The 13,123-nt window shown below is 47.7% G+C and carries 11 protein-coding genes and 1 other annotated feature; all 11 genes read right to left on the bottom strand.

Going from position 1 to position 13,123, the window contains the following annotated elements:
• Window positions 1–141: 141 nt before the first annotated feature.
• The 11 genes from rpoC to sigH all read right to left on the bottom strand — a co-directional run bounded on the left by rpoC (window position 142) and on the right by sigH (window position 13,057).
• On the bottom strand, window positions 142–3,735 hold the full coding sequence (gene rpoC / locus ABR335_RS16640; RefSeq protein ID WP_035182958.1) for a DNA-directed RNA polymerase subunit beta': 3,594 nt from the start codon (window positions 3,733–3,735) through the stop codon (window positions 142–144).
• 132 nt (window positions 3,736–3,867) lie between these two features.
• Window positions 3,868–7,428 carry a DNA-directed RNA polymerase subunit beta gene (gene rpoB / locus ABR335_RS16645; protein ID WP_014096507.1) on the bottom strand — a complete coding sequence of 1,187 codons (3,561 nt, stop codon included), beginning with the start codon at window positions 7,426–7,428 and terminating at the stop codon, window positions 3,868–3,870.
• Between the two features lie 236 nt (window positions 7,429–7,664).
• Window positions 7,665–8,267 (bottom strand): class I SAM-dependent methyltransferase, encoded by a 603-nt coding sequence (locus ABR335_RS16650; protein WP_014096508.1) that lies wholly within the window; start codon window positions 8,265–8,267, stop codon window positions 7,665–7,667.
• Between the two features lie 88 nt (window positions 8,268–8,355).
• Entirely contained in the window at window positions 8,356–8,721 is a 366-nt protein-coding gene (gene rplL, locus ABR335_RS16655) for a 50S ribosomal protein L7/L12 (RefSeq protein ID WP_014096509.1), read from the bottom strand.
• A 48-nt stretch (window positions 8,722–8,769) separates the two neighbouring features.
• A complete protein-coding gene (gene rplJ, locus ABR335_RS16660) occupies window positions 8,770–9,270 on the bottom strand; it encodes a 50S ribosomal protein L10 (protein ID WP_014096510.1) in 501 nt (166 codons plus the stop codon).
• Window positions 9,271–9,305: 35 nt separating this feature from the next.
• Window positions 9,306–9,452, bottom strand: a sequence feature (ribosomal protein L10 leader region).
• A 46-nt stretch (window positions 9,453–9,498) separates the two neighbouring features.
• Complete coding sequence (gene rplA / locus ABR335_RS16665) at window positions 9,499–10,200, bottom strand: 50S ribosomal protein L1 (protein WP_014096512.1); 702 nt, start codon at window positions 10,198–10,200, stop codon at window positions 9,499–9,501.
• Window positions 10,201–10,307: 107 nt separating this feature from the next.
• Complete coding sequence (rplK, locus tag ABR335_RS16670; protein WP_014096513.1) at window positions 10,308–10,733, bottom strand: 50S ribosomal protein L11; 426 nt, start codon at window positions 10,731–10,733, stop codon at window positions 10,308–10,310.
• 359 nt (window positions 10,734–11,092) lie between these two features.
• A complete protein-coding gene (gene nusG / locus ABR335_RS16675; RefSeq protein WP_014096514.1) occupies window positions 11,093–11,626 on the bottom strand; it encodes a transcription termination/antitermination protein NusG in 534 nt (177 codons plus the stop codon).
• A 149-nt stretch (window positions 11,627–11,775) separates the two neighbouring features.
• The gene (gene secE, locus ABR335_RS16680; RefSeq protein WP_014096515.1) at window positions 11,776–11,961 is read right to left on the bottom strand and encodes a preprotein translocase subunit SecE; all 186 of its coding nucleotides are present in this window, start codon (window positions 11,959–11,961) and stop codon (window positions 11,776–11,778) included.
• Window positions 11,962–11,996: 35 nt separating this feature from the next.
• Window positions 11,997–12,143, bottom strand: coding sequence for a 50S ribosomal protein L33 (gene rpmG / locus ABR335_RS16685; protein ID WP_017551231.1), 147 nt, complete (start codon window positions 12,141–12,143; stop codon window positions 11,997–11,999).
• Window positions 12,144–12,451: 308 nt separating this feature from the next.
• Window positions 12,452–13,057: an RNA polymerase sporulation sigma factor SigH gene (gene sigH / locus ABR335_RS16690; RefSeq protein ID WP_043052606.1), complete on the bottom strand. Its 606-nt coding sequence runs from the start codon at window positions 13,055–13,057 to the stop codon at window positions 12,452–12,454.
• Window positions 13,058–13,123 lie beyond the last annotated feature (66 nt).

Here is a 13,123-nt window from a genome sequence, read left to right on the forward strand (position 1 = left end):
TATACAGGTATTCATAGGAGCACCTTGAATATATTATCACTTTGAAAATCCAAAGTCAACATCCTGTGTAAAAAAGGCCATGGTTTTTTGCTAAAAAACAGAAAAAGGTGCAGCACCGGTTTTTGCCGGTGCTGCCGCCGATTATTCAGCCGGCACTTCTTCTTCCTTTTTCACCAGTTCAGGAACCGTTTTGCGGTAGCGGGTCATGCCCGTCCCTGCAGGAACAAGTTTCCCGATAATGACGTTTTCTTTCAAGCCGAGCAGTTCATCGCGTTTCCCTTTGATCGCCGCATCGGTTAACACGCGGGTCGTTTCCTGGAAGGAGGCTGCCGATAAGAACGAATCGGTTTCCAGGGAAGCTTTTGTAATCCCGAGCAGAACAGGACGGCCTGTTGCAGGGCGGTTGCCTTCCTTGAGCGCCTTTTCATTCGCTTCACCGAACTGATGGATATCAAGCAATGTTCCCGGCAGGACATCCGTATCGCCGGCATCGAGCACCCTTACTTTTCTCAGCATTTGGCGGACCATCACTTCAATATGTTTGTCGCCAATTTCCACCCCTTGCATCCGGTAAACTTTCTGTACTTCACGGAGCAAGTATTCCTGCACGGTTGTGACGTCCGTGACACGCAACAGGTCTTTCGGGTCAATGGAACCTTCCGTCAGTTCCTGCCCGCGCACGACGTGGTCATCTACCGCCACTTTCAAGCGGGAAGTATAAGGGGCTGTATAAGTGCGCGTTTCGACAGCGCCCTGAATGACAATTTCATATTGACGGTCGCGCCCTTCGCTGATGGAAGTGACAACACCTTCCACTTCGGAAATAACAGCCTGGCCTTTCGGGTTCCGAGCTTCAAACAATTCCTGAATACGCGGAAGACCTTGTGTAATGTCATCCCCGGCAACACCGCCTGTATGGAATGTACGCATCGTCAGCTGTGTACCAGGTTCGCCGATCGATTGGGCGGCAATAATCCCGACTGCTTCGCCGACTTCCACTTCTTGGCCGGTGGCAAGGTTGCGGCCGTAGCATTTTTTACATACACCATGGCGGGTGTTGCAAGTGAAGGCCGAACGGATCCAGACTTTTTCATAGCCGGCATCGACAATTTCTTTCGCGATATCTTCAGTAATAAAGCCGTTTTCCTCAATGATGACTTTGCCTGTTTCGGGATGCTTGATCGTTTTTCTTGAATAACGGCCGGTTAACCGTTCTTCAAGCGATTCAATGATTTCATTTCCTTCTTTCAACGCACTGATCAAAAGCCCGCGGTCTGTGCCACAGTCGTCTTCACGAATGATAACATCCTGCGCCACATCAACAAGCCGGCGTGTCAGATAACCCGAGTCTGCCGTCTTAAGGGCTGTATCAGCAAGGCCTTTACGGGCACCGTGTGTCGAAATAAAGTACTCTTGCACAGTTAAGCCTTCACGGAAGCTCGATTTAATCGGCAATTCAATAATCCGGCCGGCCGGGTTGGCCATCAAACCGCGCATACCGGCAAGCTGTGTAAAGTTCGACGCGTTACCCCGGGCCCCCGAGTCACTCATCATAAAAATCGGGTTCCGTTTATCGAGCGATTCCATCAGTTTGCCCTGGATCGTATCTTTAGCCCCGCTCCAGATCGAAATAACACGATCATAGCGTTCGTCTTCTGTAATTAAACCGCGGCGGAACTGTTTCATGACTGTATCGACTTTTTTCTGGGCATCCGAAAGAATTTTTTCTTTCTCGCCTAAAACGACGATATCCGCAACGCCAACGGTAATACCGGCTTTGGTCGAATAATGGAAGCCAAGATCTTTTAAGCGGTCGAGCATCTTGGATGTTTCCGTAATCTTGAACCGTTTGAACACCTCGGCAATGATGCTGCCAAGGAAGCCCTTTACAAACGGGCGGATTAACGGCTGTTCTTTAATATGCGCTTTTACGTCAATCGAAGGATCAACAAAGTATTTATCCGGCGTTTTTTCTTCAAGATTTGTTGTCGTCGGTTCATTAATATACGGGAAGCTCTCCGGCAAAATTTCATTGAAGATCACTTTCCCGACGGTGGTAATCAGCAGCTTCTTGTTTTGCTCTTCCGTAAACGTCGGATTGTTCAGCGATCCGGCATAAATGGCAATTCTCGTATGGAAATGCACGTAGCCGTTGTAATAAGCCGTGTACACTTCGTTTACATCTTTGAAGACAGATCCTTCACCGACTGCATCTTCACGTTCAAGCGTTAAGTAGTAGTTGCCAAGTACCATGTCCTGGGACGGGGTAACAACCGGTTTCCCGTCTTTCGGGTTCAAAATATTTTGTGCGGCAAGCATCAGCATGCGTGCTTCCGCCTGTGCTTCGGCGGATAACGGAACGTGAACCGCCATTTGGTCGCCGTCAAAGTCCGCGTTGTAAGCCGTACATACGAGCGGATGAAGACGGATCGCACGGCCTTCCACAAGCGTCGGTTCAAACGCCTGGATCCCGAGCCTGTGCAAAGTAGGCGCACGGTTCAACAGGACAGGGTGTTCTTTAATGACTTCTTCAAGGACATCCCAAATTTCAGGCTGCAAACGTTCAATTTTCCGTTTTGCACTTTTAATATTATGGGCGAGGCCTTTTTCAACCAGTTCTTTCATTACGAACGGCTTGAACAGTTCGATCGCCATTTCGCGCGGCAGGCCGCATTGATACATTTTCAGGTTCGGGCCGACAACAATAACGGAACGGCCGGAATAGTCAACCCGTTTCCCGAGCAGGTTTTGACGGAAACGACCCTGTTTCCCTTTCAGCATATGGGAAAGCGATTTTAACGGGCGGTTCCCCGGGCCGGTTACCGGACGTCCACGGCGGCCGTTGTCAATCAGAGCATCAACGGCTTCCTGCAGCATCCGTTTTTCATTTTGGACAATGATGCTTGGCGCGCCAAGATCAAGCAGGCGTTTCAGGCGGTTATTCCGGTTGATCACACGGCGGTACAGATCATTTAAGTCGGATGTCGCAAAGCGGCCGCCTTCCAGTTGTACCATTGGCCGCAGTTCAGGCGGAATGACCGGGAGAACGTCCAGCACCATCCATTCCGGTTTATTGCCGGAATTACGGAAAGCTTCCAGTACTTCAAGGCGTTTGATGGCGCGTGTACGGCGCTGCCCCTGGGCAACTTTCAGCTCTTCTTTCAGCATTTCGCATTCTTTGTTGACATCTACATCCTGGAGCAACTTTTTAATGGCTTCCGCACCCATGCCTGCCTGGAATTTATTGCCGTATTTTTCACGGTAAGCACGGTATTCTTTTTCGGAAAGAAGCTGTTTCTTTTCCAAAGAAGTGTCGCCTGCTTCCGTGACAACGTAAGATGCGAAGTAAATGACTTCTTCCAGGGCACGCGGGGACATGTCAAGGACAAGGCCCATGCGGCTTGGAATCCCTTTGAAGTACCAAATATGCGAAACAGGGGCGGCAAGTTCAATATGTCCCATTCTTTCCCGGCGCACTTTTGATCTTGTTACTTCCACGCCGCAGCGGTCACAAACCACGCCTTTGTAACGGACGCGTTTATATTTTCCGCAATGGCATTCCCAGTCTTTCGTCGGTCCGAAAATCCGTTCACAAAAAAGCCCGTCTTTTTCAGGTTTTAACGTCCGATAGTTGATTGTTTCCGGTTTTTTGACTTCACCGTACGACCAGGATCGGATTTTATCCGGTGAAGCAAGACCGATTTTCATGTACTCAAAATTATTTACATCCAGCAAGGGGCCAGCCTCCCTTTCGTCTTTAGGTTCATACCTTAAAACACACGCAGAAGAAACAGAAACAGAAGCCGGATTGTACGAAGGCATACAATCCGGGCAAAAGCCTCTGTTTGTTCCCAGCAACATAAACGATTAGTCTTTGGATGCCCCGATTCCTTCCGGTTCTTCTTTTGTCTCAGGCGCAATATTCAGCGTATCGGCCTGATTCAGGTCATCGTCGTCTTCGAGATCACGCATTTCAATTTCCTCGTCGTCGCCGGAAAGAATCTTCACGTCAAGTCCCAAACTTTGAAGTTCTTTAATCAGCACTTTGAACGATTCCGGGACACCCGGTTCAGGGACGTTTTCCCCTTTGACGATCGCTTCATAAGTTTTCACACGTCCGACAACATCGTCCGATTTAACGGTCAGGATTTCCTGGAGCGTATAGGCTGCGCCATAGGCTTCAAGCGCCCATACTTCCATTTCGCCAAACCGTTGGCCGCCGAACTGCGCTTTACCGCCGAGCGGCTGCTGGGTGACAAGCGAGTAAGGGCCTGTTGAGCGGGCATGCAGTTTATCATCAACCATGTGGGCGAGCTTGATCATATACATAATCCCGACAGACACACGGTTGTCGAAAGGCTCACCGGTGCGGCCGTCATAAAGAACCGTTTTTGCATCGCGTGCCATGCCGGCTTCTTCAATCGTTTCCCATACATCTTCTTCGCGCGCGCCGTCGAATACAGGCGTCGCCACGTGGAGGCCAAGTTTTTTGGCCGCCATGCCAAGGTGAAGTTCAAGCACCTGGCCGATATTCATCCGGGAAGGCACGCCGAGCGGGTTCAACATGATCTGGACAGGTGTACCATCCGGGAGGAAAGGCATATCTTCTTCCGGAAGAATCCGGGAGATAACCCCTTTGTTCCCGTGGCGCCCGGCCATTTTGTCGCCCTGGTGGATTTTCCGTTTCTGTACAATATAGACGCGGACAAGCTGGTTCACGCCAGGCGGGAGTTCATCCCCGGCTTCACGTGTAAACACTTTGACGTCGAGCACGATGCCGCCGCCGCCGTGCGGAACGCGAAGCGATGTATCCCTGACTTCGCGCGCTTTTTCACCGAAAATCGCGTGGAGCAGCCGTTCTTCCGCTGTCAGTTCCGTAACGCCTTTCGGGGTGACTTTTCCGACAAGCAAATCGCCGTCTTTTACTTCGGCACCGATCCGGACAATCCCACGTTCGTCAAGGTTTTTCAAAGCATCTTCCCCGACGTTCGGGATGTCACGGGTCATTTCTTCCGGCCCGAGTTTTGTATCGCGCGCTTCAGATTCGTATTCTTCAATATGGATAGAAGTATACACATCTTCTTTTACAAGTTTTTCGCTCATAATAATGGCATCTTCATAGTTATAGCCTTCCCATGTCATAAAAGCAACGAGCACGTTCTGGCCAAGGGCAAGTTCGCCGTGGTCCATTGACTGGCCATCCGCTAAAATTTCGCCTTTTACCACACGGTCGCCTTTTTTCACAATCGGGCGCTGGTTAATGCACATGCCATTGTTGGAACGTTTGAATTTTTGCAGGCGGTATTTGTCAAGGTCGCCTTTTACTTCCTGGCCATCGACATCGATGACGCGGCGCACCCAGATTTCCCTGGCTTCCACATGTTCGACAATACCGTCATGTTTGCAGATAAGTGCTGCGCCGGAGTCCTTCGCATTGACATATTCCATCCCGGTGCCGACAATCGGCGCTTGCGGGTTCATAAGCGGAACAGCCTGGCGCTGCATGTTTGCACCCATCAGGGCACGGTTCGAGTCGTCGTTTTCAAGGAACGGAATACATGCCGTTGCAGCCGATACAACCTGCTTCGGCGAAACGTCCATATAATCAACGCGGTCTGTTTTGACAACAATGTTTTCACCGCGGAAACGCGCATATACTTCATCGTCAACGAAAAAGCCGTTTTCATCCAGCTGTGCGTTCGCCTGTGCGACGACATAATTGTCTTCTTCATCAGCCGTTAAATAATCAATATGCTCCGTAACACGCCCTGTATCCGGATCAACCCTGCGGTAAGGCGTTTCAATAAAGCCAAAACGGTTCACTTTTGCATAGGTTGATAAAGAGTTAATCAAGCCGATGTTCGGGCCTTCAGGCGTTTCAATCGGGCACATGCGGCCGTAGTGGGAATAGTGCACGTCACGCACTTCCATCCCGGCGCGCTCACGGGTCAAACCGCCCGGGCCGAGTGCCGACAGCCGGCGTTTATGGGTCAGTTCCGCAAGCGGGTTTGTCTGGTCCATGAACTGGGACAGCTGCGAACTGCCGAAAAATTCTTTAATGGCCGCAATGACCGGACGGATATTGATCAGCTGCTGCGGCGTAATGGTGTTAATGTCCTGGATCGACATTCTTTCACGAACAACGCGTTCCATCCGGGAAAGACCGATACGGAACTGGTTTTGCAGCAATTCGCCGACAGACCGTAAACGGCGGTTACCGAGGTGGTCGATATCATCCGTATTGCCGACGCCATGCAGCAAATTAAAGAAGTAGCTAATGGAAGCCACAATATCCGCAGGTGTAATATGTTTAATGCTTTCATCAACATAAGCATTTCCGATTACATTGATGACTTTTTCGTTATCGTCAATCGGGGCATAAATTTTGATGGACTGCAAAGTAACATCATCATCAACAACGCCGCCAGTCTGGCTGTACGTTTCAAACTTCAGGCCTTTTTCGAGAAAAGGCACAATTTTATCAAGCGTACGCCGGTCTAAAACGGTTCCTTCCTCCGCAATGATTTCGCCGGTTTCAGGGTCTGCGATTGATTCAGCCAGCCGTTGCCCGAACAGCCGGAATTTCAGGTGAAGCTTTTTATTCATTTTGTAACGACCGACATTGGCCAGATCATAGCGTTTTGGATCAAAGAAACGCGAAATCAGCAGGCTTTTTGCATTTTCAACGGTCGGGGGTTCGCCCGGACGGAGGCGTTCATATATTTCAAGAAGCGCTTTTTCCGTGCTTTCAGTATTATCTTTTTCAAGCGTATTTCTTAAGTACTCATTATCACCGATCAGATCAATAATTTCCTGGTCAGAGCCGAAACCGAGCGCCCTGAGGAGAACCGTGATCGGCAGCTTTCTTGTGCGGTCGATGCGGACGTAGGCCACATCTTTCGCATCTGTTTCATATTCAAGCCAGGCGCCGCGGTTCGGAATGACCGTTGCGGTGTAGCCGTATTTCCCGTTTTTGTCCATTTTGCTGTTAAAATAAACACTAGGGGAACGGACAAGCTGGGATACAATAACACGTTCTGCGCCATTAATGATGAAAGTCCCCGTTTCGGTCATTAACGGGAAATCGCCCATGAACACGTCCTGGTCTTTTACTTCACCTGTTTCCTTATTGACAAGGCGCACCTTTACACGAAGCGGAGCAGCGTATGTTACATCGCGCTCTTTGCATTCGTCGATGGAATATTTCGGTTCGCCGAGGCTGTAGTCAATAAACTCCAGCGACAGGTTTCCGGCAAAATCCTCGATTGGAGAGATGTCCTGGAACATTTCACGCAAACCTTCGTCAAGGAACCATTGGTAAGATGCGGTTTGAATTTCGATAAGGTTTGGCAGCTCTAAAATTTCTTTGATGCGCGCGTAACTTCTGCGCTGGCGGTGCCGTCCATACTGAACTAGTTGATGTGACAACTGATTCACCCCTCAAATCAAGCGTTTTGTTTGCATCTTTCGTCAAACAACAATAAAGCTAAGGCAAAAAGAAAAAGGGTTTTTTATGAAAAAACCACATATCGCATGACGAGCTTATGATTTTATAAGTATTTTCCAATTCATCCAAAATATATACTTGACAAATATAGCTTAAATTGCATAAAGAACCTTAATCTATTGGCATTTTATGATTTTAACATATATGAAATCGGGAGTCAAATTTTTTTGGCTTTAAAAACAAAATATCCTTTTTCTTTTCCAACACAATCCACTTCATCAAATATGCTTTCTAATTTTTTCCTGGCAGAAGGGGCGCCCTGCTTTTTCCGGATGACCACCCAAAGTTCCCCGTTTTTTGCGAGATATTGGTAGCTTTCTTCAAAAATCCGGTGCACGATCTGCTTTCCGGCGCGGATCGGGGGATTCGTAGCAATCAGGGCAAACGGGCCGCTTTTCACATTTTCAAAAAGATTGCTTTCGTATATGGAAACATTTGAAATATGGTTCCGGGCAGCATTTTTCTCCGCCAGCTCGACCGCTCTTGTATTAATATCCACCATATGCACATGGCGGCCGGGAAAAGATGTTGCAAGTGCAAGGCCGATCGGTCCGTAACCGCAACCCATATCAAGGACCGGCCCTTCCGTTTCAGGCATGGTCACCAGATCAAGCAAAACGCGGGAGCCGAAGTCGACTTCTTTTTTTGAAAAAACCCCTTGGTCTGTTTGAAAATGAAAGGTATGGCCTCTCAATGTAAAGGTGAAATCTATCGGTTGATGCTTTGCTTCAGGGTTTTGCGAGTAGTAATGTTCAGCCATGAAAAGTCCCACTCTTTCTTGGAGGATTCAGGAAGAAGAGATGTTGAAAAAAGCCCGCCAAATGCGGGCTTTTGCTTTAAAAAGAGTCTTACTTCACTTCTACGCCGGCTCCAACTTCTTCAAGTTTCGCTTTAAGTTCTTCGGCTTCTTCTTTCGATACGCCTTCTTTAAGCGGTTTTGGAGCATTATCAACGAGTTCTTTTGCTTCTTTAAGGCCAAGGCCTGTGATTTCGCGGACAACTTTGATGACTTTGATTTTTTGTGCGCCTACTTCAGTCAGCACAACATCAAATTCCGTTTTTTCTGCAGCAGCTTCTCCGCCTGCAGCGCCGCCAGCAACAGCAACCGGTGCAGCAGCGGTTACGCCAAATTCTTCTTCAATGGCTTTCACAAGATCGTTCAATTCAAGCACTGTCATTTCTTTGACAGCAGAGATGATTTCTTCTTTCGTCATTTTCATATCCTCCTACAAGATATTTTTTCAAAGTATATTCCGTAAAACTTATGCGCTTTGTTCTTCTTTTTGATCTGCGACTGCTTTTGCAGCAAGAGCAAAGTTGCGGATCGGCGCCTGCAGTACGCTGAGAAGCATGGAAAGCAGGCCTTCGCGTGAAGGAAGCGTTGCGAGTGCTTTGATTTCATCAACGGTTGCAACATTGCCTTCAATGACACCCGCTTTGATTTCCAAAGCTTCGTGGTCTTTTGCGAAATCATTCAGGATTCTCGCAGGTGCAACCACGTCTTCCGTACTGAATGCGATCGCATTCGGGCCGGTCATCACGCTGTTTAATCCATCCAACCCGGCTGCTTCTACAGCACGGCGCGTCATCGTGTTTTTGTACACTTTGAATTCAACGCCTGCTTCGCGCAGCTGTTTACGCAGTTCAGTTACTTCAGCCACGTTTAAGCCGCGGTAATCGACAACCACAACAGCTGTACTTGATTTGAATTTATCGGTGATTTCTTCCACCAGTTGTTTCTTTTGTTCAATTACACTGCCCATCTTGACACCTCCTACAGATATTCTTGATGAACATTTATACCAAAACAAAACCTCCATATCCCGAGACATGGAGGTTTCATGCATGCGGAGGGCCTAAGGCACCCCCGGATTTATACGCATTACCTCGGCAGGAAATTAAGCCCTTCGGCACCTGCTGTCTACGGTACAAATGTTTACTTTTCAAAGCCGTTCTTTATTATATCAGCTGATATGCAACATGTCAAATGATTATTTTGCTGCCACAAAAGAAGACGGGTCTACTTTGATGCCAGGCCCCATGGTTGATGTGACAGAAACATTCTTCATGTAAGTGCCTTTTGCAGCTGACGGTTTTGCTTTCATCAATGTGTCAAACAATGTTGCCAGGTTTTCAACCAGCTTTTCTGTTTCAAAAGAGGCTTTCCCGATCGGAGCATGGACATTGCCCGCTTTATCGACACGATATTCGACTTTACCGGCTTTAATGTCCTGAACCGCTTTTGTCACATCAAATGTTACCGTGCCGGTTTTCGGGTTCGGCATTAACCCTCTCGGCCCAAGGATGCGTCCGAGTTTCCCAACTTCGCCCATCATATCCGGCGTTGCCACGATGACATCAAAATCAAACCAGCCCTGCTGGATTTTGTTGATGTAGTCTGTATCGCCGACATAATCTGCACCAGCTGCTTCCGCTTCTTTTGCTTTTTCGCCTTTTGCAAAAACAAGCACGCGCTGGGTTTTCCCTGTTCCGTTTGGAAGCACGACGGCACCGCGGATTTGCTGGTCCGCTTTTTTCGGATCAACGCCGAGGCGGAATGCAACTTCAACTGTTGCATCAAATTTTGTAAAACTTGTTTTTTTCACCAGTTCAATGGCTTCCTGAGCCGAATAAGCTTTGGAACGGTCAACGAGTTTCAAAGCGTCAACATATTTTTTTCCTTTTTTCGCCATTTGTATTTCCTCCTCGAATGTGGTTTTAACGGAATAACCTCCCACGAAAAAGGTTGCGAGCCAGTATCGCATCGCAACCCCGTTGGACAGAACTAGTACTGCATGAATCAGTCTTCGATCGTAATCCCCATGCTGCGCGCCGTGCCTTCCACCATACGCATTGCCGCTTCAACACTTGCCGCATTTAAGTCAGGCATTTTTGTTTCTGCGATTTCACGCACTTTGTCACGCTTCACAGTTGCCACTTTTGTACGGTTTGGCTCACCAGAACCGGATTCAATGCCGGCTGCTTTTTTCAGCAAAACTGCAGCTGGCGGGGTTTTTGTGATGAATGTAAATGAACGGTCTTCAAACACCGTGATTTCAACAGGTATAATCAAGCCTGCCTGATCTGCAGTACGAGCGTTAAATTCTTTACAAAATCCCATAATATTGACGCCGGCCTGACCCAATGCAGGACCAACAGGCGGTGCAGGGTTTGCTTTACCGGCAGGAATCTGCAATTTAACAATTTTTACTACTTTTTTAGCCACGAGACACACCTCCTTAAGTCCGTGATGTGGTAACAGGGCTAAGCCCTCCCACTCATCTGTTTGATTGAACCCCTCACGGCTAAAGCCGCGAGCTTCCTGCAGATAACGAAACATGCTCCGTTATCTTCGCAGGCTATCCCCGCAAGTTCTTGCGGTTAGCCGGACAATGGACAAGCTAAAAAGACAAGCCATATCCGAAGCCATTTCATCTCATGACCCGCGTCACGAGTGTATCATAAGATCATGTGATTGCATTGTGTCTGTTCTTTGTGGGATCCCGGTCAGCGGGCCATCCGCAAAGAACATACTGACTTATAACATATTAACATCTCAGCATATCGATTTCAAGTTTTATCCCGTTATATTTTATCAATTTGTTCAAAAACGAGCTCTACCGGTGTATCCCGACCGAACATATTGACCATGACTTTTGCCCTGCCTTTGTCACGGTCCATTTCCACAATCTTGCCGGCAAAGTTTGCAAACGGCCCTTCTTTTACCGTAACCGTCTCGCCGATTTCAAAGTCCACATCGGCCCGTTTTTCTTCCATGCCCATCCGTTTCAAGATGGTATTAATTTCTTCAGGCAAAAGCGGCGTCGGCTTGGAACCGCCTCCCGACGACCCGACAAAACCGGTGACACCCGGCGTGTTCCGGACGACATACCAGGAATCATCCGTCATCACCATTTCCACCAGGACATAGCCCGGGAAAACTTTTCGTTTCACCACTTTTTTCTTCTCATTCTTCACTTCAAGTTCTTCTTCTTCCGGCACCACTACCCGGAAAATTTTATCCTGCATCCCCATTGATTCTACACGTTTTTCCAAATTGGTTTTGACTTTATTTTCATAGCCTGAATACGTATGGACAACATACCAGTTTTTTTCCATTTAATAGGACTTGATGTCCGTCCCTCCCTGTTGGTCTTTTGATTTTTTGGGCAAATGAAAAAACCCGCTAACCGGGTTTGAGTCGTTGCTTATGATACTCCCATTATACCATGTTTTATCATTGGATATTCAAGTGAAAAATGATCCTTTTACAATGAGTTTTCAGCCCACCGGATCACTGCGGAAATACCGAGATCGATGACAATAAAGAACAATGTCAGGAAGGCAACTGTTACAAGGACTGTAATCGTGTATTTGACCAGCTCTTTGCGCCCAGGCCAGCTGACTTTTCGCATTTCGGAAGCAACATTACGAAAAAAATTTGTGATGGACATGTATTTAAGACCTCCAAGTAAGCTCATGTTCGTTGTTATTTTGTCCCGCGGTGGATGGTGTGTTCGTTGCAGTGCTTGCAAAACTTCTTTAATTCCATTCTTTCAGCCTTTCCGTTGCCCGTTGTAGTCGTGTAATTGCGCGAACCGCAAACCGAACAGGCAAGTACCATTTTTTTCTGCATCTCATCACCAGCTGTCTTATGATCTTACGGCGTTAACGGAACCCGCCGCTGTAAAGATCCCCGAAAAACCGGGAGAATCTGTTGGATGCTGCCGGTTCCGCGCCGGTATCGTATCAAAACATAAAATCCTACAAATCAACATAACACGGCAGAAAGCTTGTGTCAATTAGTAGCAGGAGAAGGGATGTGCCGGGTTTTTCCCGAAAGCATTGAATACCGGGCATTTAAAGACGTGCTTTTGTACGCCTTAATGTTGCACTTGCATTCGGGAAAAACAGCCTGGCGGAAAAACGGCTTACAACACCTTCTCAGTAAGTCATCTCCCTCATTTCCAACAGGCGCTCCAGCTTCTTTTTGACGCGCTGTAAAGCGTTATCAATTGATTTTACATGACGGTTTAATTCTTCTGAAATTTCCTGGTAGGACTGCCCGTCCAGGTAAAGGGCGAGCACTTTTCTTTCCAGATCGCTCAACAGTTCGGATATTTTCACTTCTATATGGACATATTTTTCGCGGATTAAAATCAATTCTTCAGGATTGGAAATTTTCGCGCCGGTGATGACATCCATCAACGTACGGTCAGATTCTTCATCATAAATTGGCTTGTCCAGGGAAATATAAGAATTAAGCGGTATGTGCTTTTGGCGGGTGGCAGTCTTAATTGCGGTAATCATTTGCCGGTTGATGCATAATTCAGCAAAAGCCTTGAAAGACGTGAGCTTGTCCTCTCTGTAGTCGCGGATGGCCTTATACAGCCCGATCATGCCTTCCTGGATAATATCCTCACGGTCGGCCCCGATGATAAAGTAAGAACGCGCTTTTGCCCTGACAAAATTTCTGTATTTTTGGATCAAGTAATCCAACGCTTCACTTTCGCCGTTGTGTATCCGTCCAACCAACTCTTCATCCTGCATCGTGCCATATCTTTCTTCATATGCTGCCTCAATGTTCAGGTTCACCTGTATCCCCCCATGAGCATT

This window comes from Heyndrickxia faecalis, from assembly GCF_040267745.1.
GTDB classification, from domain to species: Bacteria; Bacillota; Bacilli; order Bacillales; family Bacillaceae_C; genus Weizmannia; species Weizmannia faecalis.